Annotated in this window: 17 protein-coding genes; 16 read left to right on the top strand and 1 reads right to left on the bottom strand. The window is 57.8% G+C overall.

Going from position 1 to position 22176, the window contains the following annotated elements:
* The first annotated feature begins 5 nt into the window (after positions 1-5).
* From rsmH to lpxC, 14 genes are all read left to right on the top strand, one after another.
* On the top strand, positions 6-1076 hold the full coding sequence (gene rsmH, locus KOE80_RS08820; protein WP_009455051.1) for a 16S rRNA (cytosine(1402)-N(4))-methyltransferase RsmH: 1071 nt from the start codon (positions 6-8) through the stop codon (positions 1074-1076).
* Positions 1073-1375: a cell division protein FtsL gene (gene ftsL, locus KOE80_RS08815; RefSeq protein WP_009455049.1), complete on the top strand. Its 303-nt coding sequence runs from the start codon at positions 1073-1075 to the stop codon at positions 1373-1375. The genes rsmH and ftsL overlap by 4 nt, the downstream gene beginning before the upstream one ends.
* Positions 1372-3111 (top strand): peptidoglycan D,D-transpeptidase FtsI family protein, encoded by a 1740-nt coding sequence (locus KOE80_RS08810; protein ID WP_035271088.1) that lies wholly within the window; start codon positions 1372-1374, stop codon positions 3109-3111. Before ftsL ends, KOE80_RS08810 begins: the two co-directional genes overlap by 4 nt.
* Positions 3108-5885: a bifunctional UDP-N-acetylmuramoyl-L-alanyl-D-glutamate--2,6-diaminopimelate ligase MurE/UDP-N-acetylmuramoyl-tripeptide--D-alanyl-D-alanine ligase MurF gene (gene murF / locus KOE80_RS08805; protein WP_226348924.1), complete on the top strand. Its 2778-nt coding sequence runs from the start codon at positions 3108-3110 to the stop codon at positions 5883-5885. Before KOE80_RS08810 ends, murF begins: the two co-directional genes overlap by 4 nt.
* Positions 5875-7047, top strand: coding sequence for a phospho-N-acetylmuramoyl-pentapeptide-transferase (mraY, locus tag KOE80_RS08800; RefSeq protein ID WP_035271084.1), 1173 nt, complete (start codon positions 5875-5877; stop codon positions 7045-7047). The genes murF and mraY overlap by 11 nt, the downstream gene beginning before the upstream one ends.
* Entirely contained in the window at positions 7044-8573 is a 1530-nt protein-coding gene (murD, locus tag KOE80_RS08795) for a UDP-N-acetylmuramoyl-L-alanine--D-glutamate ligase (protein ID WP_226348923.1), read from the top strand. The genes mraY and murD overlap by 4 nt, the downstream gene beginning before the upstream one ends.
* Positions 8570-9763, top strand: a complete 1194-nt coding sequence (gene ftsW, locus KOE80_RS08790) for a putative lipid II flippase FtsW (protein ID WP_022983452.1) — start codon at positions 8570-8572, stop codon at positions 9761-9763. Before murD ends, ftsW begins: the two co-directional genes overlap by 4 nt.
* The gene (gene murG / locus KOE80_RS08785; protein ID WP_226348922.1) at positions 9760-10833 is read left to right on the top strand and encodes an undecaprenyldiphospho-muramoylpentapeptide beta-N-acetylglucosaminyltransferase; all 1074 of its coding nucleotides are present in this window, start codon (positions 9760-9762) and stop codon (positions 10831-10833) included. The genes ftsW and murG overlap by 4 nt, the downstream gene beginning before the upstream one ends.
* On the top strand, positions 10830-12236 hold the full coding sequence (gene murC, locus KOE80_RS08780; RefSeq protein ID WP_022983453.1) for a UDP-N-acetylmuramate--L-alanine ligase: 1407 nt from the start codon (positions 10830-10832) through the stop codon (positions 12234-12236). The genes murG and murC overlap by 4 nt, the downstream gene beginning before the upstream one ends.
* Complete coding sequence (locus KOE80_RS08775; RefSeq protein WP_035271076.1) at positions 12233-13183, top strand: D-alanine--D-alanine ligase; 951 nt, start codon at positions 12233-12235, stop codon at positions 13181-13183. Before murC ends, KOE80_RS08775 begins: the two co-directional genes overlap by 4 nt.
* Before the next feature lie 17 nt (positions 13184-13200).
* The gene (locus tag KOE80_RS08770; protein WP_009455041.1) at positions 13201-13992 is read left to right on the top strand and encodes a cell division protein FtsQ/DivIB; all 792 of its coding nucleotides are present in this window, start codon (positions 13201-13203) and stop codon (positions 13990-13992) included.
* 7 nt (positions 13993-13999) lie between these two features.
* A complete protein-coding gene (gene ftsA, locus KOE80_RS08765) occupies positions 14000-15226 on the top strand; it encodes a cell division protein FtsA (RefSeq protein ID WP_009455039.1) in 1227 nt (408 codons plus the stop codon).
* Positions 15227-15397: 171 nt separating this feature from the next.
* Entirely contained in the window at positions 15398-16564 is a 1167-nt protein-coding gene (ftsZ, locus tag KOE80_RS08760; protein WP_035271073.1) for a cell division protein FtsZ, read from the top strand.
* 210 nt (positions 16565-16774) lie between these two features.
* Positions 16775-17698 carry a UDP-3-O-acyl-N-acetylglucosamine deacetylase gene (gene lpxC, locus KOE80_RS08755; RefSeq protein WP_026485180.1) on the top strand — a complete coding sequence of 308 codons (924 nt, stop codon included), beginning with the start codon at positions 16775-16777 and terminating at the stop codon, positions 17696-17698.
* A gap of 33 nt (positions 17699-17731) precedes the next feature.
* On the opposite strand, the gene KOE80_RS08750 is transcribed toward lpxC, so the two are convergent.
* A complete protein-coding gene (locus KOE80_RS08750) occupies positions 17732-18214 on the bottom strand; it encodes a DciA family protein (RefSeq protein WP_115634326.1) in 483 nt (160 codons plus the stop codon).
* Positions 18215-18232: 18 nt separating this feature from the next.
* Here KOE80_RS08750 and KOE80_RS08745 point away from each other — a divergent pair, with 18 nt between their 5' ends.
* Positions 18233-19165 (top strand): M23 family metallopeptidase, encoded by a 933-nt coding sequence (locus KOE80_RS08745; RefSeq protein WP_035271071.1) that lies wholly within the window; start codon positions 18233-18235, stop codon positions 19163-19165.
* A 119-nt stretch (positions 19166-19284) separates the two neighbouring features.
* Positions 19285-22011 (top strand): preprotein translocase subunit SecA, encoded by a 2727-nt coding sequence (gene secA / locus KOE80_RS08740; RefSeq protein ID WP_009455031.1) that lies wholly within the window; start codon positions 19285-19287, stop codon positions 22009-22011.
* Positions 22012-22176 lie beyond the last annotated feature (165 nt).

Genomic DNA, 22176 nt, shown 5'->3' with positions numbered 1-22176 from the left:
AAGTCATGACGCTGGTACATCGATCCGTGCTGCTGGAGCCTACGGTGGCGGCCCTCGTGGATCCGTCCTTTGAGGCCCGGCGCTGGGCGCAAAACCCCGAAATCCAGGGTTTGGCCGATGGTGTGTACGTCGATTGCACTTTTGGTCGTGGCGGTCACAGCCGTCTGTTGTTGTCGCACTTGAGTCCCCAGGGGCGCCTGATCGTGATCGACAAGGATCCGCAAGCGATCGCCGTGGCCCAGGAGCTGGCAGCACAAGATAGCCGTGTGACGGTTGTACATAGTGGTTTTGGTGATTTGGCCCAGGCTCTGGACGAGCTGGATGTGGGGCCATTGCAAGGCGTCATGATGGATTTGGGCATTTCCTCGCCACAAATCGACGACGCAGAACGAGGTTTCTCTTTTATGCGCGAAGGTCCGTTGGACATGCGCATGGATACCAGCGGTGGTTTGACCGCTGAACAGTGGCTGGCTGAGGTCAGCGTAGAAGTTTTAAAGGAGGTCATTGCAGAATATGGCGAAGAACGGTTTGCTTTCCAGATTGCAAAGGCGATTGTTGATCGCCGCCAATCCCGCCCGCTACATACAACGCGTGATCTCGCCGAGCTCGTCGCCGGTGTCGTCCGCACGCGCGAAAAGGGTCAACATCCGGCAACCAGGACCTTCCAGGCTATACGGATTTACCTCAATCGTGAGCTCGAAGAGCTCGCGCACGCGCTTCCGTCAATTCTGAGTCGATTGGCGACTCGGGGCAGGCTTGCGGTGATTGCATTTCATTCACTGGAGGACCGCATGGTCAAACAGTTCATGAACGCAGCTGCGCGTCCCGCGCAGGAACAGTCACGTCTACCTATCCTAGAAAAAGACTTGCCCCAGCCTCTGGTGCAGTCTTTGGGCAGAATCTTGCCCACCGACGAGGAGTCCAGCGACAACCCCCGAGCCCGCTCGGCGGTATTACGTGTGGTGCAACGCACCGACACCCCCATCCCCCAGGACTGGATGCGCAGCGCCAGCGAGCGTCTGCTGCAACAGGCCGCCTATAGCCGACAGCCCGCCGGCAAGCGAGGCCGCCGATGATGCGCCTGGTCATCACCCTCTCTTTGGTGTTGATGCTTTCGGCCATCTCTTTGGTGACGGCGCGCTATCAGGCGCGCGAGCTGTTTGTGCAAACCGATCGTCTGGTCACCAAAGCCGGTGAACTGGATACGGACTGGCGTCGTCTGCAACTGGAACGGGCCGAGCTGGCCCGTAACGCTCGCGTGGACGATATTGGTCGCAACGAATTGGGCCTGGTGTTGAGCTCTCCCGAGCGCACTCTCTATTTGCAAGGGGGTGAGCTGAGCTCGACCCAGGTGCAGTCCGGAGGGCGGCCATGAAACGATTCGGCTATCACGAAAATCCCGTCCTGAGCGTCCAGATTCCATTCTGGCGCTCGCGTTTGGTGCTGGTCCTCTTGTTTCTGGGTTTTGGCGCCCTGATCGTCAAGGCTTTGTATTTGCAGGGCCTGTCTACCGAATTTTTGCAGCAGCAAGGCGAGCGCCGTTACGAGCGCACCCAGGTGCTGCCGCCCATGCGTGGCAAGGTTTTTGATCGTACGGGTTCTGTGGTGCTGGCCTCCAGTGTGCCTGTCAAAGCCATCTGGGCTATTCCTGATGATGCTCGGAATGCCAAACCCGAGCAGATCGGTCAGTTGGCCAAGCTCCTTGGCATGGGGCAGTCCGATATCGAGCGTCGTCTGTCCGTTGAAGATCGTAACTTCGTCTACATCAAGCGTCAGGTGGATGTGGATGTGGCGGCTCAAATCGCTGAACTGAAAATCCCTGGTATCCACCAACAAGAAGAAATGCGTCGTTTCTATCCCGAAGGGGATGTCATGGCGCACATTGTGGGCTTTACGAATATTGAAGACCAGGGCATCGAGGGCATTGAGCTTGCCTTCAACTCTGCCTTGTCCGGCACGCCCGGTTCGCGCCGCGTAATTCGTGACCGTCTGGGACGTGTGGTGGAGGACGTGCGCGCCATCATCCCGCCTACCCACGGTCAGGATTTGCACTTGTCCATTGATGCCGGCTTGCAGTTCGACGCGTACACCGCCTTGAAAAAAGGTATGGAAGACGTCAAGGCCAATGCCGCTGCGGCCGTGGTCATGGACGTGAAAACCGGGGAGATTCTGGCCCTGGTGAACTTGCCTACCTACAACCCCAACGACCGGGACGATCGTAAGGGTCCGGCCCTGCGTAACCGTGCCTTGACCGACACCTTTGAGCCCGGTTCCATCATGAAGCCGTTTACCGTGGCTCTGGCGCTGGATATCAACCGCATCACCACCGCCACCCAGTTCAACACGGGCAATGGTCAGTACCGCTACCAAGGTAGCGTGATCAGTGACGTTAGTCGCAACAATGGCATGCTGGATGCTGCCGGTATTTTGCGTCGGTCCAGCAATATTGGCATGACCATGATTTCCGAGCGCCTGACTTCGCAGGAAATGTGGAACAAGTTTACCGAGCTGGGTTTTGGCCGTTCTCCGCAGGCCGATTTTCCCGGTATTGCCAGTGGGAGACTGCGCCCCTGGGAGCGTTGGCGTCCCATCGAGCGCGCCACCATGTCGTATGGCTATGGCCTGTCGGTTTCCCTGCTGCAAATTGCCCACGCCTACACGGCGTTTGCGCGTAATGGCGACATGGTTTCCATGACTTTGCTCAAGCGCGAAGGCAAGCCCGCCAGCGTTCAGGTTTACACCCCTAAAGTGGCCGCGGAAGTTCGCGCCATGCTGGAAGCCGCGGCGGGTCCCGCCGGTGCCCGTCTGGCTCAGGTGCAAGGCTATCGCGTCGCTGGTAAGAGCGGTACGGCCCGCAAGATTGTGGATGGTCGCTACAGCAAGTCCTTGTATCGCGGCTCTTTTGTCGGCTTCGCGCCTGTCTCCGACCCTCGCATTGTGGTGGCCGTCACGATCGACGAACCACATAGTTCCAATTATTACGGTGGGCGTATTGCCGCGCCGATTTTTTCAGAAATTGTGGCCCGGAGCTTGCGACGCCTAGGTGTCCAGCCTGATGCGCCCATAGATTCGCTGGTGGCCGTTGGCCCCGGTGCGGAGAATGTACGATGAACGCCGCAGCAATATTGGAGTGGCTGGCGCAGCATGTAGCGCCCACGGCTAATCTGTGTTTGGATTCCCGCCAGATCAAGGCGGGTGATGCGTTTTTCGCCTGCCGCGGCCATCAGGGTGATGGTCGTGAGTACGAAGTTCAGGCTGTGCAGCAAGGTGCAGTAGCGATTGTGCGCGAGCAGGGCGATCAGGCGGTTGATCCCGGTGTGCCTGTCTTGCAAGTTCCCAATCTGGGTGCCTTGCTGGGTGAAGTGGCCCACGAATGGTGGGGCCGTCCTTCCGAGGCCATGACTGTCGTGGCGGTGACCGGCACCAATGGCAAGACGTCCACCGTGCAGTGGGTGGCGTCGGCCTTGAATCATTCCCAAGTGCCTTGCGGCACGATCGGTACGCTGGGCGTGACCTTGCCCGATGGCTCCAATCTGGGTGGCGTCCTGACCACGCCGGACGTGCTGACCGTACACCGTAGCCTGGCTGCTATTCGCGCCCAAGGCGGCAATGCCGTGGCCCTGGAAGCCTCGTCCATTGGTCTGGAACAAGGCCGTCTGGATGGTGTCCGTATTGATATTGCCGGGTTCACGAACCTGACGCATGATCATCTGGACTATCACCACAGCATGGAAGAGTACAAACAGGCCAAGCTGCGCCTGTTCAGTTGGCCTGGTCTGCGTAGCGCCGTCGTGAACGCTGACGATGAAACGGGCCGTGAATTGATGCAGGCCGGTCTGGCCGCCCGTGTGATTTCCTACTCCATGAGCCAGCCCGAGGTAGATTTGCTGGCTCAGGACGTGCATACCGGTGCCGACGGCCAGGTATTCAATCTGGTGACCGCTCACGGCACCGCACAAATTTTGACCCATTTGCTGGGCGAGCATAACGTGGCCAACCTTCTGTTGGTGGCGGGTGTACTGCAAGAAGTGGGTTGGCCTGTGTCCAAGATCGCGCGCATCATGGACAAGCTGGAGTCCGTGCCTGGCCGTTTGCAAATTGTGACGCCCAAGAGCACCGCAGGTCGTCAGCCCTTGCCTTTGGTCGTGGTGGATTACGCTCATACTGCCGATGCGCTGGAACGCGCCCTGCAAGCCTTGCGTGAAGTGGCCAGCGTACGTGGCGGCAAGCTGATTTGCGTATTTGGTTGCGGCGGTAACCGCGACACGGCCAAGCGCCCCATTATGGGTGAAGTGGCGGCCCGTCTGGCTGACAGCGTTCTGGTCACGACCGACAACCCTCGTTTTGAAGATCCTGCCGAAATCATTCGTCAGATCGTGGCTGGTATGCCTGAAGCGCCGGCCGTGCAGATGGATCGGGCTCGCGCCATCCTGTCTTCGATCTGGGCTGCCAGCCCTGAAGATATTGTTTTGCTGGCCGGTAAGGGTCACGAAACCTATCAGGAAGTGCAGGGCGAGCGCTCTGTGTTTGACGATTCCGACTGGGCCAAAGCCGCCTTGCTGTGGTTGCGTGGCGTGCGTTTGAGCACCGATTCCCGCAGCCTGAGCAAAGGTGATGTGTTCCTGGCCCTGAGCGGCGAGCAGTTCGATGGTCATCGCTATCTGGAAAAAGCGAAAGAGCAGGGTGCTGTGGCGGCCCTCGTGGCTCAGCGTGATGCCGAAGTCGAGTTGCCTCAGATTGTGTTGGGCGATACGCGTCGTGCGCTGATGACCTTGGCGACCGAGTGGCGCTCGCGCTTTGACATCCCTGTCATCGGCGTGACCGGCAGCAATGGCAAGACCACGACCAAGGAAATGATTGCCGCGATCTTGCGCGCCTGGTTGGGCGAAGCAGAAAGCCTGGCAACTCGCGGTAATTTGAACAACGATCTGGGCGTACCTCTGTCCATCTTGCGTTTGAGCTCCGAGCACAAAGCCGCCGTTCTGGAAATGGGCATGAACCACCCCGGTGAGATTGCCGTGCTGGCGTCCATGGCTCGCCCCACGATTGCCCTGATCAATAACGCACAGCGTGAACACCAGGAGTTCATGCACAGTGTGGAAGCAGTGGCTCGTGAAAACGGTGCCGTGATTGACGCGCTGCCACAAGATGGTGCGCTGGTGATTCCTGATGATGATGCCTTCAGCGCCATGTGGGCTGAGCAGGCTGGTCAGCGTCCCGTATTGCGTTTTGGCCTGAGCGGTCAGGAAACGGTCTTTGCGGCCGATATGTTTGTCGAGCCAGCTCAAACCCGTTTTGTGTTGCATGTGGCAGGCCAGTCTGCTGCCCTGACCTTGAACAGCCCCGGTATCCACAACCTGCGCAATGCCTTGGCCGCTGCCGCTTGCGCTCATGCCGCCGGTGCGCCGTTGAGCGCGGTTGTGCAGGGTTTGGAAAGCTTCCGTCCTGTCACGGGCCGTATGCAGCCCAAGCAGCTGTCTTCCGGTTACCAGTTGATTGACGACACCTACAACGCCAACCCGGATTCGGTACGTGCTGCCATTGATGTGCTGGCACAGCTGAAAGGCCGCAAGGTGTTGGTGCTGGGCAATATGGCCGAGATCGGTGATAACAGCTCCGAATTGCACGCTGAAGTGGGTGCCTACGCCAAAGAGCGTGGCATGGATGAATTGCTGACCTTGGGTGGCGATGCCAGCCATGCTGCCCAGGCTTTTGGTGCGCGCGCGCATCAATTCGAGACTTTGGAAGACATGGTGGCTTACCTGCTGGCGCTGGAGCCGTCTCATGTGTTGATCAAGGGTTCGCGCAGCGCTCGTATGGAGCGTGTGGTTGCCGCCCTGGAAAACCACTTCTCCCATAACGAAGGGGCCACTCATGCTTCTTGAACTGGCACGTTGGCTATCGGACGATCATATTCGCGCCTTTGGGGTGTTTGAGTACATCACCCTGCGTGCTATTTTGGCCAGCGCCACCGCGCTGGCAATTGGCTTGTTGGCAGGACCCTGGGTGATTCGCAAGCTGACCGAACTGAAGATTGGTCAGGCGGTACGCGCTTACGGCCCGGAATCGCATTTGCAAAAGAACGGCACGCCCACCATGGGCGGTGTTCTGATCCTGATTTCTATCGGTATCAGTACCTTGTTGTGGGCAGACTGGACCAACCGTTTTGTGTGGGTTGTTCTGCTGGTGACTTTTGGTTTTGGCTGGATTGGTTGGGCAGACGACTACAAGAAAGTCGTCAATCGTGACCCAGAAGGCATGTCCTCGCGTCAGAAATTTTTCTGGCAAGCCTTGATCGGTATCGTTGCGGCCGTGTACCTGAGCTTTGCCGTTTCGGTGCCTGCCAATACTGAGCTGTGGCCCTTGTTCAAAGAGTGGGTCCTGAGCGGCTTCACCATGCCCCTGCCTACGCAGGCTGACCTGATCGTGCCGTTCTTCAAGTCCGTCAGCTACCCGCTGGGTGTGCTGGGCTTTGTGGTACTGACCTGGGCAGTGATTGTTGGCTCCAGCAACGCCGTCAACCTGACGGACGGCCTGGACGGTCTGGCCATCATGCCTACCGTGCTGGTGGGCGCTGCCCTAGGTATTTTTGCCTACGTGGTTGGCCGGGTCGACTACTCCAAATATCTCTTGTTCCCCTATATCCCCGGCGCGGGCGAGTTGATGGTGATCTGTGCGGCCATTGCCGGTGCGGGTCTGGCCTTTTTGTGGTTCAACGCCTATCCCGCCCAAGTGTTCATGGGTGATGTGGGTGCGCTGGCCCTGGGCGGTGCGCTGGGCACGATTGCGGTGATCGTTCGCCAGGAAATCGTGCTGTTCATTATGGGTGGCGTGTTTGTGGTGGAAACCTTGTCGGTGATGCTGCAGGTGACCTGGTTCAAGTACACCAAGAAACGCTACGGGCAGGGCAGACGAATGTTCCGTATGGCGCCGCTGCACCATCACTTTGAAGTTGGCGGCTGGAAAGAAACACAGGTGGTGGTTCGCTTCTGGATCATCACCATGATGCTGGTCATGGTCGGTCTGTCTACATTGAAATTGCGATGAATGCGTTGAGTTTTCCTTCGATCCGTAAAGACGGTCTCATGCTTATCCTGGGGTTAGGCGAGACAGGCTTTGCTGCGGCTCGCTGGTCTTTGGCCCAGGGGGCCAGCATTCGTTTGGCGGATACGCGCGAAAACGTGCAGGGTCTGGACAAGCTTCAGGCCCTGAGCAGCTCGGCTCTGGATACGCGTCTGGGGCAAAACGCCCTGCAGGCCGATAGCCTGAACGACGTGCAGACCCTGGTGATCAGCCCCGGCTTGTCGCCCCTGGATCCTGCTCTGGCCGCCTTTTTAAGCCAGGCACGAGATCGTGGAATCGAAGTCATTGGCGAGATCGAGCTATTTGCCCGTGCCTTGAAAGATCTGGCTGATCAAGGCCATGAAAGCCGTGTGGTGGCCATTACCGGCACCAATGGCAAGACTACCGTCACGGCCATGACGCGCCACTTGCTGGAGCAGGCAGGTGTTTCTGCACTGGCCGTGGGCAATATCAGCCCTGCTGCGCTGACCGCCCTGTGCGACGCTCTGGAAAACAATGCCTTGCCGCAGGTCTGGGTGCTGGAGTTGTCCAGCTTCCAGCTGGATAGCACTTTTAGCTTGCAGGCGGATGCTGGCGTTGTACTGAATATTTCGCAGGATCATCTGGACTGGCACGGCGGTATGGACGCTTACGTCGAGTCCAAGCAGCACATGTACAGCATGTGTGATGTGGCCTTGGTCAATCGTGATGATCCAGCCGTTATGGCCATGATTCCCGATGCCAGCCAAGAGTCGGTGCGCAGCTTCGGTTTGGACCAGCCCGCTTTGCTGGGCGATATGGGCTTGCTGACGGATGGCGGCATGCAGTGGTTGGTGACCAATGAGCCTACCGATTTTGAGCTGCCGGCCACAGGCCTGAAAAAACGTAATGCATCGGCTGAGCCTGCCGTGCGCGGTAAAGGTGGCTTGAAACGCCTGATGCCGGTTGAGGCTTTGCAGATCAAGGGGCGCCACAACGCCTTGAATGCCCAAGCAGCCTTGTTGCTGGCTCGTTGTCTGGGTCTGGGTTGGGCTGAGTTGCTCAATGGTCTGCGCACCTATCAAGGGGAGCCGCACCGTGTCGAACTGGTGCGTGTTATGGACGGTGTTCAATATCTGGATGACAGCAAAGGTACTAATGTCGGCGCGACTGTTGCCGCCTTGCGCGGGTTTGATCAGCGTGTCTGGCTGATTGCCGGTGGTTTGGGCAAAGGCCAGGATTTTGAGCCGCTGGCCGTTGCGGCTGCCTCGAATGTGGCCGAAGTGTTTTTGATTGGGCAGGACGCCAAGCTGATTGCCTCTGTTCTGGACGCTCATGATGTCCGTCATCGTTTCTGCGAGGGTCTGGAAGCTGCTGTGCAAGCTGCTGCCGAGCAGGCGCGTTCGGGCGATGTGGTCTTGCTGTCTCCGGCCTGCGCCAGCATGGATATGTTCAAAAGCTATCACCATCGCGGCATGTGTTTTGTCGCCGCCGTGACCGAGATGGCACTGGATAGAGGAGAGCCGGCATGAGTCTGTTTGCTGAGCTGACCTCGGGTGTCAATGCCGTACGTCCCGGACGCACGGCATTGCCTGCGTTTGATCGCCCCTTGCTGGCCGCCACACTGATGCTGACCCTGTTTGGTTTGCTGATGGTGTATTCGGCCTCGATCGCTTTGGCAGACGGACCGCGCTATGAAAGCTACGGTCGTTACTACTTTGTAATTCGCCACGCCTTGTTCATTGTGGTGGGTGTGGTGCTGGCCATGTTTACCGCTACCGTGCCGCTGCGAGTGTGGCAGAAGTTGGCCGTGCCTCTGTTTGCTCTGGCTATTTTCTTGCTGCTGGTGGTGCTGGTTCCCGGCATTGGCCGTGAAGTAAACGGTGCACGCCGCTGGTTGCCTTTGGGCATCATCAACTTCCAGCCTTCGGAGCTGATGAAAGTAGCCATGGTTCTGTATGCCGCTGATTACACCGTGCGCAAGCAGCAGCACCTGCATACCTTTATTCGGGGTTTCCTGCCTATGGCGGTGGCCCTGGGTCTGGTTGGTGTGTTGCTGTTGATGGAGCCTGACTTGGGCGCCTTCATGGTCATCGTGGCCATTGCGGTAGGCATTTTGTTCATCGGCGGAATTAACGGCAAGTTGTTCTCTGCCTTGCTGGGCATTATGGTCAGCAGCTTCCTTTTGCTGATCTGGCTCTCGCCCTGGCGTCGTGAACGTTTGTTCGTGTATCTGGACCCCTGGAATCCTGACAATGCTTATGGCAGTGCCTATCAGTTGTCGCACTCGCTGATTGCTTTGGGCCGAGGCGAATGGTTTGGCGTGGGTCTGGGTTCCAGCGTGGAAAAACTGCATTACCTGCCTGAAGCCCACACCGACTTCATCGTCGCGGTAATTGGTGAAGAGCTGGGCTTTGTTGGCGTGGCCGCCCTGATCCTGACCTTTGGCTTTGTCGTATGGCGCAGCTTCAATATTGGTCGTCAGGCCTGCGCCATGGATCGCTTGTTCAGCGGTGTCGTCGCTCAAGGTGTGGCGCTGTGGTTCGGCGTGCAGGCTTTTATCAATATTGGTGTGGTGCTGGGTTTGTTGCCTACCAAGGGTCTGACCTTGCCTTTGGTCAGTTACGGTGGTTCGGGCATTGTGATGAATCTGGTGGCTTTTGCCTTGTTGCTGCGGGTGGATTTTGAGAATCGGCAAATGATGCGAGGTAAGCGCACATGAGCACTCCAACCATCCTGATCATGGCAGGCGGTACAGGTGGGCACATCATGCCCGGGCTGGCCGTGGCTGAAGCCATGCAGCAACGCGGCTGGCAAGTGTTGTGGCTGGGTCATCCCGAGCGCATGGAAGGTAGCTTGGTCCCACAGCATGGGATTAAAATGCTGCCTCTGCGATTTTCCGGACTACGAGGCAAAGGCGTGAAGGCATTGCTCTCTTTACCCTTTACTTTGATCCGTGCCTGCTGGCAGGCGCATCGCTGCCTGCAGGAAGCCAAGCCGGATGTGGTGCTGGGTATGGGCGGCTACGTGGCTTTCCCCGGTGGCCTGATGTCTTTTGTGTCGCGCCGCCCGCTGGTAGTGCACGAGCAAAATGCGGTGGCCGGTACGGCGAATCGCTACCTGGCCAAAATGGCGACCAGTGTGTTGACCGGCTTCCCCGGTGCCTTGCCTGGTGCAGTAACTGTGGGCAACCCGGTGCGCGATGCTTTCGTAGGCCAAGGTTCGGCTGCCGAGCGTTATGCCAAACGCAGCGGACCGCTACGCATTCTGGTGGTGGGCGGCAGCCTGGGGGCTGCGGCGCTGAACAAAGTGGTGCCTGAGGCCATGGCGCTGATCCCTGCCGAGCAGCGTCCGCATGTAACCCATCAGTCCGGCCAGCAGCATCTGGAAAGCTTGCAGCAAAGTTACGCAGACAATCAGGTGCAGGCCGACTGCAAGGCCTTTATTGGCGATATGGCGCAGGCCATGAAAGAGGCCGATGTGCTGATTTGTCGCGCCGGTGCCATGACGGTAGCTGAAGTGGCTGCAATCGGCGTAGCGGCTCTGTTCGTGCCTCTGCCACACGCGATTGACGATCACCAGACAGCCAACGCCCGCTACCTGAGCGAATGCTCGGGTGCGTGGCTCAAGAAACAATCGGAGTTGACGGCTCAGTGGCTTGCGCAGTGGTTGCAAGGACTGAACCGTGAAGAGTTAAGTCGTGTGGCCAGCCACGCGCAAGAACATGCACAGTTGAATGCCACGCAGCAGATTGCCGAAGCATGTCAGCAGGCGGCAAGGAGGGTGGGATGAAACACCGCATTCAACATATTCATTTTGTAGGGATTGGCGGCTCGGGCATGAGCGGCATTGCCGAAGTCATGCTGAACCTGGGCTTTGCCATCAGTGGCTCGGATATTCAGGAAACGGCGGTGACTCGTCGCCTGGAGCAGCTGGGTGCTCGTATCGTGATCGGTCATAAAGCCGAAAACGTCGCTGGCATGGGCGCGATCGTCACCTCCACCGCCATTGCGGGTGACAACCCCGAAGTGCTGGCCGCGCGTGCCGCCCGCATTCCGGTGGTGCCACGTGCCCTGATGCTGGCCGAGCTGATGCGCTTGAAGCGCGGCATTGCCGTGGCTGGTACGCACGGCAAGACCACCACCACCAGCCTGGTAGCGAGCCTGCTGGGCGCGGCTGATCTGGACCCCACCTTTGTGATCGGTGGTCGCCTGAATTCGGCCGGTGCCAATGCCCGCTTGGGGCAGGGCGATTACATCGTGGTGGAAGCGGATGAGTCTGATGCTTCTTTCCTGAACCTGTTGCCGGTGATGGCCATCATCACCAATATCGACGTCGACCATATGGACACCTATGGTCATGACGTTGCCCGACTGAAAAGCGCCTTTATCGACTTCACGCACCGCCTGCCGTTTTACGGTAGCGCCATCGTGTGCAACGACGATGCGAATGTGCGCGAAATCATTCCTTTTGTATCGCGTCCTGTCACGACTTACGGCATTGATACCGATGCCCAGGTCCGCGCGATCAACATCGAAAGCCGTGGCACCACCATGTGTTTTGATGTGCAGCGCAAAGGGGCCACAGGCGATCTTCCCCTGCTGTCCGTGTGCCTGAATCTGCCCGGAAAGCACAATGTACTCAATGCCTTGGCTGCCATTGCGGTTGCCACTGAGCTGGGTGTCAGTGACGAGGTCATTGCCCGTGGCCTGAAAGAGTTCACCGGCGTGGGGCGCCGCTTCTCCATGGTGGGTGACTTCCCGGTTTCCCAGGCGCAAGGTGGTGGCACGTTTACTGTTGTTGACGATTATGGTCACCATCCTGTCGAAATGGCTGCTACCTTGGCGGCCGCACGTGGTGCTTGGCCTGATCGCCGCATCGTGCTGGCATTCCAGCCGCACCGCTACACACGCACCCGTGATTGCTTTGAAGATTTCGTGCAGGTACTTAGCCAGGCCGATGCGGTCCTCCTTGGAGAGGTCTATCCCGCCGGTGAGGCTCCCCTTGTGGCCGCCGATGGCCGTGCCTTGAGTCGCGCAGTGCGTGTGCTCGGCAAGGTCGAACCCATTTTCGTGGCCGAAATCAGCGATATGGCACAAGCCGTTCTGGACTTTGTCCGTGACGGCGATGTGGTGTTGGTAATGGGTGCAGGGTCCATCAGCCGGATCCCTGCTCAATTGGGAGAAATGGCATGACAGCGGATTTTGGTCGGGTCGGCGTGTTGTACGGCGGCAAGTCCGCCGAACGTGAAGTGTCCTTGATGTCTGGCGCAGGCGTGCATGAAGCGCTGTGCAGCATGGGCGTGGATGCGCATTTGTTCGATATGGGCGAGAAAGGACTGACCGAACTGGCTCAGGCCGGTTTTGACCGCGTGTTTATTGCTTTGCATGGTCGTTACGGCGAAGACGGCACCTTGCAGGGTGCTTTGGAGTGGATGGGCATTCCTTACACCGGCAGCGGTGTGATGGCCTCCGGCCTGGCCATGGACAAGATCATGACCAAGCACATCTGGCAGCATCTGGGTTTGCCCACTCCCGGTTTTGCGCAGCTGGATCATGTCAGCCAGGTTGCCGCTGCGGTTGAACGTCTGGGTGTGCCCCTGATCATGAAGCCGCCCCATGAAGGTTCCACCGTGGGGGTGGTGCGTGTGGATCGCGCCGAGGAGGCTGTTGCCGCCTTTGAAACCGCCATGCATTACGACACGGTCGTGCTGGCTGAGCAATTCATTCGTGGTCGCGAATTGACTGTACCCATCATCGGCGTGGGCGCCCAGGCACGTGCCTTGCCCGTGATCGATATTGTGGCCCCACAAGGCAATTACGACTTCGAACACAAGTATTACTCGGACGAAACCCAGTACTTCTGTCCTGCAGATCTGTCGCCTGAGTTGACGGCACATATCCAGGATTTGTCCGTCCGTGCGTTCAATGCACTGGGCTGCGAAGGCTGGGGCCGTGCCGATTTCATGCTGGACGAGCAAAACCGCCCCTGGCTGCTGGAGATGAATACCTCTCCGGGCATGACCAGCCACTCTTTGGTGCCCATGGCAGCCAAAGCAGAGGGCACCAGCTACGCCCAGTTGTGCGTGAACATTTTGGCAACGGCGCGCTGCAAGGTGCAGGCCATTGCTCGCAGCCTATAGAACGGGGAGCCTGACTCATGTTTTCCGATGCACGTCTGACCAACCTGATCGCCAATACGCTGGCTTTGCTAGCGGTATCGGCATTGGTGATCAGTGTTGTGGTTTGGGCTGTGCGTCGTCCGTACTTCAATATCGAACGCATTCAGATCGAGTCCTCGCAAGGCGAGCGTCTAGCTTATGTGACTCCTGAAGGGGTGAAAGCCACGATTGCCGGTCGCCTGCAAGGCAACTTCTTCACAGTAGATCTGGACAAGTCCCGCGCTCTGATTGAAACGGCTCCTTGGGTACGTCGCGCGCAGATCCGCCGCGTTTGGCCCAATAGCTTGTCGGTACGGATTGAAGAACAGCAGCCGCTGGCCTATTGGAACGAAGACGAAATGATCAACACCTGGGGTGAATCATTTTCGGCCAATAAAGCCGTGGTGCCTGATGACGTGGATTTACCCCAGCTAAGCGGTCCTCCGAATTCGGAGCGTCTGGTGGTGCAACGGTATGCCGAGTTGGCACGCTGGTTTGGGCCGCTGGATGTACAGGTCAGTGAAGTGACGCTGAGCCCGCGCTACGCCTGGGATGTGGTGTTGTCCAACGGCATGCAGCTAAGCCTGGGGCGTGACCCGGCTGCTGATATTGCCGACCCGCACGGTCGTAAAGGTGCATTGCCCTTTGCAGTACGTGTTGAACGATTTGTGCAGGCTTGGCCTGCCTTGATGCAACGGCTTGGCGACCGTGCTTTGCAAAGTGCCGACTTACGTTACCCGAATGGCTTTGCGATAACGCTGGCTCCGGTTTCATCTACCCCTGTGAAGTAAAGAACATATGACTCGTGACATCAAAGACCTGATCGTTGCATTGGACATCGGCACCAGCAAAGTGGTTGCGGTGGTGGCCGAAGTGCTGCCGGAAGGCCGGTTTGAAGTGCTTGGTCTGGGACAGCATGAATCCCAGGGCATGCGCAAAGGGGTGGTCGTCAATATCGAGACGACAGTCAATTCCATCCAGCGCGCTTTGGAAGAGGCGGAGTTGATGGCCGATTGCAAGATCCGTGAGGTCTACACCGGAATTGCAGGCAGCCACATCACCAGCTTCAACTCCAGTGGCATGGTGGCGGTGAAAGACAAGGAAGTCACGGCGACCGATGTGGCACGCGTGATTGAAACGGCCAAGGCCGTGAATATCCCCACCGACCAGCAAGTGCTGCACGTGCTCACGCAGGAGTTCATCGTGGATTCGCAAGAAGATATTCGCGAACCCATAGGCATGAGCGGTCTGCGTCTGGAAGTGCGGGTGCACATTGTGACCGGTGCCGTCAGCGCGGCGCAGAACATCGTCAAGTGTGTGCGTCGTTGTGGTCTGGAAGTACAGGACCTGATTTTGCAGCCTCTGGCCTCCAGCCTGTCTTGCCTGACGGCGGACGAGAAAGAGCTGGGCGTGGTGCTGGTAGACATTGGCGGCGGTACGACCGATATCGCCATCTACACCGGCGGTGCGATTCGTCATACCGACGTGATCCCGATCGCGGGCGACCAGATCACCAGCGACATTGCTGCCATGTTGCGCACCCCTACGCCGGATGCGGAAGAGATCAAGCTGCGTTTTGGTGTGGCCAAGCAATCGCTGGCCCATCCGGAAGAAATGATTGAAGTGCCCGGTCTGGGGGATCGTCCCAACCGCCAGGTCAAGCGCCAGGCCCTGGGTGCCGTGATCGAGCCGCGTGTGGAAGAGCTGTTTACCTTTGTGCAGCAAAGCCTGCGCGAATCGGGCTACGAAGACTTGCTGTCCTCGGGCGTGGTGTTGACTGGTGGTACGGCCATGTTGCCGGGCATCGTGGAGCTGGCCGAGGACGTGTTCCTGAAACCTGTGCGTATTGCTGTGCCCAGCTATGAAGGTAGCTTGGCTGATGTCATGCGCAACCCACGCTTTTCGACCGTGATGGGCTTGTTGACTGAAGCACGCCTGCAAAGCGCTCGTGGCCGCAAGGTGGCTCAGCAAAAAGGCAGCGTCAAAGGTCTGATGGCCCGTATGAAGGAATGGTTCATGAATTAAGGGCGTTGCAAGACGCTCAGGTCGGGCAGCCTGAAAGGGCGGTCCAGGAGGCAGTTCAAACCGGGTGCGAACCCCTTGGTTGGCAGATGTTTTGAGCTGATTCCAAATTTCAGTTGTATCGGGGAAGTACGTAGAAACTTGACTAATTAAGTGTTTGAGTGGGAGTCAATCATGATGAACTTTGAAATGTTAGATACCAGCGGTAGCGGCACGGTCATCAAGGTCGTGGGCGTGGGCGGCGCAGGCGGTAACGCTGTGACGCATATGATCAACTCTGGTGTTCAGGGCGTTGATTTCATTTGCGCCAATACTGATTCGCAGGCGCTGGCCAGCAGCGATGCACCTATCCAGATTCGTCTGGGCCGCAGCGGCCTGGGCGCCGGTGCCAAGCCTGACCAAGGCCGTGCAGCCGCTGAAACCGCTCGCGAAGAAATTCGCGCAGCCTTGAACGGCGCCAACATGGTGTTTATTACAGCCGGTATGGGCGGTGGCACCGGTACGGGTGCCAGCCCCGTTGTGGCTGAAGTGGCCAAGGAATTGGGCATTTTGACCGTGGGTGTCGTCACCAAACCTTTCTCCTTTGAAGGCAATCGCCGTCTGCGCATGGCCGAAGAAGGGATCGAGGAGCTGAGCAAGCACGTTCACTCCCTGATCGTTGTATTGAATGAAAACCTGTACGACTTGATGGATGAGGACGCAACACAATCCGATTGCTTCAAGGCAGCTGACGATGTCTTGCACAATGCCTGCGCCGGTATTGCCGAGATCATCAATGTTGAAGGTAACGTGAACGTCGACTTCGAAGACGTGAAAACCATCATGGGCGAGCAAGGCCAGGCCATGATGGGTACCGCTGTGGCTTCCGGCTCGAACCGAGCTCGTGAAGCGGCTGAGCGCGCCATCGCTTGCCCATTGCTGGAAGGTGTGGACCTGCACGGTGCCCGCGGCATGCTGGTGAACATCACCTCTTCGTCGTCCCTGAAGATGCGCGAAACGCGCGAAATCATGGACACCATCCGTGGCTACGCTGCAGAAGACGCCACCGTTATCTTTGGTACCGCTTACGATGAGTCCATGGGCGACAGCCTGCGTGTGACTGTTGTTGCTACTGGCCTGGGTCGCAAGCAAGCGCGCCCACAGTTGGTACAAAACAACGAAGAAGTGTTACGTACAGGTACGGACAACATGCCTGTCATCGGTGCGGATTACGCCAATGCCGACGTGCCTGCCGTCATCCGCAATCCACGCAGCCAGGCTTCGGCTCAGGTGCGTGCACTGGAGACTGCCGGTATGGATCACTTCGACATTCCGGCGTTCTTGCGCAAGCAGGCTGATTAAAAATCAGGTTCGGCGATTACCCGAGTCGCCAATTTGATTTCTCCCACGACTCCCCCTGGGCGTTCGCGCTCAGGGGGCGTAAGTGCTTTGTTGTGTCGTGGTGTTTGACGCTTGACAATTGCTTATGTTTTTAGAAAGCGTATAGTGGATAACCCGTATTACGGTTACAATAGTCTTTGCGAACAACACTTTACAAATACAAGAACAGCCATGCTTCGTCAGCGCACCATCAAGAATGTCATCAGTACCAAAGGAGTCGGCTTGCACTCTGGTCGTCGTGTCGAACTGACACTGCGCCCCGCTGCGCCTGACACGGGTATTGTGTTTCACCGTATCGATCTGCCCGAAATCGTGGATTTGCCCGCACAGGCAGACAAGGTCGGTGGTACGCGTATGGCTTCGGTGCTGATCAAGGATAATGTTCGGGTTTCAACCGTCGAGCATTTGATGTCGGCCATCGCTGGCCTGGGCATTGATAATCTGCACGTGGACCTGACGGCTGAAGAAGTGCCCATCATGGATGGCAGCGCCGGCACATTCGTGTATTTGTTGCGTTCGGCGGGCTTGCAGGAGCAGGAAGCCGCCAAGAAGTTTTTGCGTGTCCTCAAACCCATCGAAGTCTCTGAAGGCGAGGGGCAGGACATCAAGTGGGCCCGTCTGGAGCCCTACGAAGGCTTTGCCCTTCAGTTTTCTATCGATTTTCACCACCCGGCCATTGATGCAACGGCCAATTTTGCCGAGGTGGATTTTGCGCATGACTCGTACGTGAAGACTATTTCACGTGCGCGCACCTTCGGGTTCGCCAGTGAAGTGGAAGCTTTGCGTGCCGCCGGTCTGGCCCGTGGCGGCAGTTTGGACAATGCCATCGTCATGGACGAGTACCGCGTCCTGAACAGCGACGGTCTGCGTTATGAGGACGAGTTCGTCAAGCACAAGATTCTGGATGCTATTGGCGACTTGTACCTGATTGGCCACCCCCTGATTGCACGCTATGTGGCGTGCAAATCCGGCCATGGTTTGAATAACCAGCTGGCGCGTGCCTTGCTGGCCGCCCAGGATAGTTGGGAGCTGGTGACTTTCGAGTCGGCTGCCAGTGCACCCCACGCTTTTTCCAGCGAGTGGAAATTCGCTTGATACTTGCTTAGGGGCCCGATCCTGGTGCTTTGCTTAGCCGCGATGATGACGCAACAAGCGTTCGATGGCTTGCGCCAAGGGACCTTGCGGCAATGAGTCATGCAGCTTTTCAAATGATTCCAAGGCCCGTTCGTCCAGGACTTGTACCTGGCGTGCGGGCTTTTCTGTCACAGCTGCAAACAAATGGGCTTGCACGTGCACCAGCGCCTCGCTAATGTTCCAGCCAGCGGCATTCATCTGCCGTGTGACAGTGGGCAACAGCTGACGCAGCTTGGCCGCATGTGCGGCGCTGGGAACTGCCAGCGTCAATTGCTGTCTGTCTATACGGGCTACTTTACAAGCCTTGCCCAAAGCAGGTGGCAAGGCTTTGCTTACATGGGTCTGCGCCGCCATCAGCTGCCGGGCCATTTCCAGTACCTGGGAACCTTGCTGGTCGCTGGCCAGCCAACCCAAAGCGTGGCTTTGCCCGCTACTGCGTTTTGGCGCGGATGAGGAAAAAGGGGGCTTCCAGGTCATGTTCGAGGTTATACGATAGTGGATCAACATAAAGACTATACGTCCTTAGATGCCAAAGCCAAAGGGGTGCGCCGTACGGTGATCGCCCTGGTGGCTCTGGTATCGCTGGGTGTTTCCGCAGCGGCGGGAGCTCTGGTGCAGTCGCACTGGGGTGAACGCGGTGGCGTGTCGCTGGACGCGGATATGGCCCAGAGCCAGGCCGCTGCCATGCAGGACAACGTGACCCGCCTGGCCGAAAAAGTCGGCGGTTTGCAGGCCAAACTGATCGAGATGGACGGTGTCAGCAAGCGCGTGGCCAAGGCGGCCGGCATTGAGTACACCGATCCGGAGCTGGCCGGTGCCATGCCCGTGCAGGATCTGGCCGTCATGGACAGCATGGATGGAGCCGACCTGGTCTGGAACGCCGACCGCCTGGGCGAGCAGCTGGATAATCTGGCCAAACAGATGTCCGAGCAACAGGACTGGTTTCAGATGCTGGATTCCGTGCTGACCGAGCGTACCGGCAACGAAGCCCGTCTGCCCAATTACCGTCCGGTGGACTATGACGAGGTAGCTTCTTCCTTTGGCTGGCGTCGTCACCCGATTTCGGGCCGTCATGCCTTGCACGAAGGTTTGGACTTTCCAGCACCCAAGGGGACGCCTATCTATGCCGCATCCGGAGGGGTGGTATCCGAAGCCCGCTATATGACAGGCTACGGCAAGCTGGTGGAAATCAATCACGGCAATGGCATGAGCACGCGATACGCCCATGCCTCATCAATCGTTGTTAAATTAGGCGACGTAGTAGAAAAAGGGCAGTTGATCGCCCGTGTCGGATCTACCGGGCAGTCCACAGGCTCGCACCTGCACTTTGAAGTGCGCATGGCCGGACATGCCCTGGATCCCAAGCTTTTTCTGCCGGCGCGTGAGTACGTAGAGCAGCAAGTCGCGCAATTGGATTCGGACAAGTAGTTCCGTCTTGCAGCATGTGCGTTAAACTGATTGTTTGCTTGCGCATCCCTTTTAACCAGAGATAGGCTCGAGGCACAGATTCAAGCCCTTGCGGCCTCGCCTACATTGACGACACAAGAATGGTTTCATTGCTGAAAAAGCTTATTGGCAGTCGTAACGACCGATTGCTCAAACAGTACCGTAAGCAGGTCGCCCAGATTAATGCTCTTGAGCCTACTATTCAGGGCCTGAGCGACGAGGCCTTGGCAGCCAAGACGCAGGAGCTGCGCCAACGTGTTCAGGATGGCGCCTCGCTTAACTCGCTCCTGCCCGAGGCTTTTGCTGTAGTGCGCGAGGCGGGTGTCCGTGTATTTGGCATGCGCCACTTTGACGTGCAGATGCTCGGTGCCATTGCCTTGCACAACGGCAAGATTTCCGAAATGCGTACGGGTGAGGGTAAAACCCTGACCGCGACCTTGGCCGTGTACCTGAATGCACTGTCCGGCAAAGGCGTGCACGTGGTGACCGTCAACGATTACCTGGCTCGACGCGATGCGAACTGGATGGGGCGTCTGTACAACTTCCTGGGTCTGAGCGTGGGCGTCGTAGTTCCCCAGCAAGACAATGCCGAGAAGATTGCTGCCTATCAGGCTGACATTACCTACGGTACCAACAACGAATTTGGTTTTGACTACCTGCGCGACAATATGGAATACCGCGCCGAGGATCGCCGCCAGCGCGGTTTGTCCTACGCGATTGTCGACGAAGTTGACTCCATCCTGATCGACGAAGCCCGTACACCGCTGATCATCTCCGGCCAGGCCGAAGATAATACCGAGCTGTACGTGCGCATGAACGTGGTTCCGCCCATGCTGACCCGCATGACGCAAGAGCCTCGTCCACACGAGCCCGAGCCCGAAGGCGACTTCTGGGTCGATGAAAAGGGCCAGCAGGTTCATATTTCCGAAGCCGGTCACGAACGTGCCGAGCAGATCCTGACCGAAATCGGTTTGCTTCCCGAAGGCGAGTCGCTGTACGAGCCACGCCACATTTCCCTGATGCACCACCTGATGGTCGCCCTGCGCGCCCACAACCTGTTCTTCCGCGATCAGCAATACGTGGTCCAGGACGGCGAAGTGGTGATTGTGGACGAATTTACCGGCCGTTTGATGGCTGGTCGCCGCTGGTCGGATGGCTTGCACCAGGCTGTGGAAGCCAAGGAAGGCGTTCGCATCCAGAACGAAAACCAGACGCTGGCTTCGATTACTTTCCAGAACTACTTCCGTATGTACGACAAGCTGTCGGGCATGACGGGTACGGCCGATACCGAAGCCTATGAGTTCCAGGAAATCTATAGTCTTGAAACCGTCATCATTCCACCGAATCGTCCGCTGGCCCGTAAGGACCAAAACGACCAGGTCTTCAAAACCGATGACGAAAAGTTCAATGCCATTCTGAAAGACATTCAGGACTGCCACGAGCGTGGTCAGCCTGTACTGGTGGGTACCACCAGCATTGAAAACTCCGAGCTGATCTCCACACGCCTGAATGCCGCTGGCGTCAAGCACGAGGTGCTGAACGCCAAACAACACGCCCGTGAAGCCGACATCGTGGCTGAAGCTGGTATGCCTGGTCACGTGACCATCGCCACCAATATGGCCGGTCGTGGTACGGACATTGTCTTGGGTGGCAGCATCGAACGTGCAATTTCTCAGGTGCGTGAAGACGAGTCCCTGAGTGCCGAGCAAAAAGAAGCCAAGATCCAGGCTATTCGTGCTGCTTGGGAACCCCTGAACCAGCAGGTCAAACAGGCTGGTGGTTTGCGCATTATTGGTACCGAGCGTCACGAATCCCGCCGTATTGACAACCAGCTGCGTGGTCGTGCCGGTCGTCAGGGTGACCCAGGTTCCTCGCGTTTCTACCTGTCGCTGGAAGATTCGCTGATGCGCATCTTCGCCGGTGATCGTGTGCGCGCCATCATGGAGCGTCTGCGTTTGCCTGAAGGCGAGCCTATCGAAGCCCGCATGGTGACTCGTTCCATCGAATCCGCTCAGCGCAAGGTCGAGGCCCGCAACTTCGATATTCGTAAACAGCTGCTGCAGTATGACGACGTGGCCAACGATCAGCGCAAGGTGATCTACGCCCAGCGTAATGAAGTGCTGGAGTCGGCTGATATTTCCGACACCATCAGCAGCCTGCGCGAAGCCGCCGTCAGCCGTCTGTTCCGTGAATACGTGCCGCAAGACACCATGGAAGAGCAATGGGATATCCCCGGCCTGACCACCGCTTTGCAGAGCACCTTCCAGATTGAGCTGCCTTTGGCTGAAATGCTGGAGAAAGAATCCAATCTGACCGACGATGACTTGCATGATCGCGTTATCGAAGAATCCCAGCGTCTGCTGCAAGCCAAGATTGATCTGGTTGGTCAGCCTAACTGGGGCAATTTCGAGCGTTCTGTACTCCTGCAGTCCATTGATACGCAATGGCGTGGCCATTTGCAGGCTCTGGATCATCTGCGTCAGGGGATTCATCTGCGCGGTTATGCCCAGAAAGACCCCAAACAGGAATACAAGCGCGAAGCTTTCGAGCTGTTCTCCGACATGCTGGACCGTGTGCGTGATGAAGTGGTCAAAGTGCTGATGACCGTGCGTATTCAGACTCCGGAGCAGGTCGAGGAAGCCGCGGTTGAGGTTCCTGCCAACTCCAATGTCCGTTTCCATCATTCGGACTACGATGCTGCCTTGAGCGGTGAAGATCCCGGTCTGGACGAAGCGGCCAAGGGCGAAGTGCCACGCGTAGGCCGTAACGATCCTTGCCCATGCGGCAGCGGCAAGAAATACAAGCAGTGCCATGGCCGCTTGAACTGATTCTGACTCAAGCTGCCCAGCCTGCAGGCTGCGAGATCAAACCCCATGAGCCCCTGGCGCATGGGGTTTTTTCTTGGATGCCAGCTTTGTTGCTGCGAACTGATCTGTGAATGGTTATATCCCGCTCATGCAGGGCCGTTTTTCCCTGTAAGCTACGGGACGCAG

It is taken from the genome of Alcaligenes sp. 13f (genome assembly GCF_020496585.1).
Taxonomy (GTDB): Bacteria; Pseudomonadota; Gammaproteobacteria; order Burkholderiales; family Burkholderiaceae_B; genus Alcaligenes; species Alcaligenes phenolicus.
Note: the sequence above shows the minus strand (reverse complement) of the source record. Positions and strands in the feature narration are given on the sequence as shown.

What these genes read in the sequence shown, in the direction of transcription:
- rsmH (WP_009455051.1), top strand. Translation starts at nt 6, where the DNA reads ATGACGCTGGTACATCGATCCGTGCTGCTGGAGCCTACGGTGGCGGCC.
- ftsL (WP_009455049.1), top strand. Translation starts at nt 1,073, where the DNA reads ATGATGCGCCTGGTCATCACCCTCTCTTTGGTGTTGATGCTTTCGGCC.
- KOE80_RS08810 (WP_035271088.1), top strand. Translation starts at nt 1,372, where the DNA reads ATGAAACGATTCGGCTATCACGAAAATCCCGTCCTGAGCGTCCAGATT.
- murF (WP_226348924.1), top strand. Translation starts at nt 3,108, where the DNA reads ATGAACGCCGCAGCAATATTGGAGTGGCTGGCGCAGCATGTAGCGCCC.
- mraY (WP_035271084.1), top strand. Translation starts at nt 5,875, where the DNA reads ATGCTTCTTGAACTGGCACGTTGGCTATCGGACGATCATATTCGCGCC.
- murD (WP_226348923.1), top strand. Translation starts at nt 7,044, where the DNA reads ATGAATGCGTTGAGTTTTCCTTCGATCCGTAAAGACGGTCTCATGCTT.
- ftsW (WP_022983452.1), top strand. Translation starts at nt 8,570, where the DNA reads ATGAGTCTGTTTGCTGAGCTGACCTCGGGTGTCAATGCCGTACGTCCC.
- murG (WP_226348922.1), top strand. Translation starts at nt 9,760, where the DNA reads ATGAGCACTCCAACCATCCTGATCATGGCAGGCGGTACAGGTGGGCAC.
- murC (WP_022983453.1), top strand. Translation starts at nt 10,830, where the DNA reads ATGAAACACCGCATTCAACATATTCATTTTGTAGGGATTGGCGGCTCG.
- KOE80_RS08775 (WP_035271076.1), top strand. Translation starts at nt 12,233, where the DNA reads ATGACAGCGGATTTTGGTCGGGTCGGCGTGTTGTACGGCGGCAAGTCC.
- KOE80_RS08770 (WP_009455041.1), top strand. Translation starts at nt 13,201, where the DNA reads ATGTTTTCCGATGCACGTCTGACCAACCTGATCGCCAATACGCTGGCT.
- ftsA (WP_009455039.1), top strand. Translation starts at nt 14,000, where the DNA reads ATGACTCGTGACATCAAAGACCTGATCGTTGCATTGGACATCGGCACC.
- ftsZ (WP_035271073.1), top strand. Translation starts at nt 15,398, where the DNA reads ATGATGAACTTTGAAATGTTAGATACCAGCGGTAGCGGCACGGTCATC.
- lpxC (WP_026485180.1), top strand. Translation starts at nt 16,775, where the DNA reads ATGCTTCGTCAGCGCACCATCAAGAATGTCATCAGTACCAAAGGAGTC.
- KOE80_RS08750 (WP_115634326.1), bottom strand. Translation starts at nt 18,214, where the DNA reads ATGACCTGGAAGCCCCCTTTTTCCTCATCCGCGCCAAAACGCAGTAGC.
- secA (WP_009455031.1), top strand. Translation starts at nt 19,285, where the DNA reads ATGGTTTCATTGCTGAAAAAGCTTATTGGCAGTCGTAACGACCGATTG.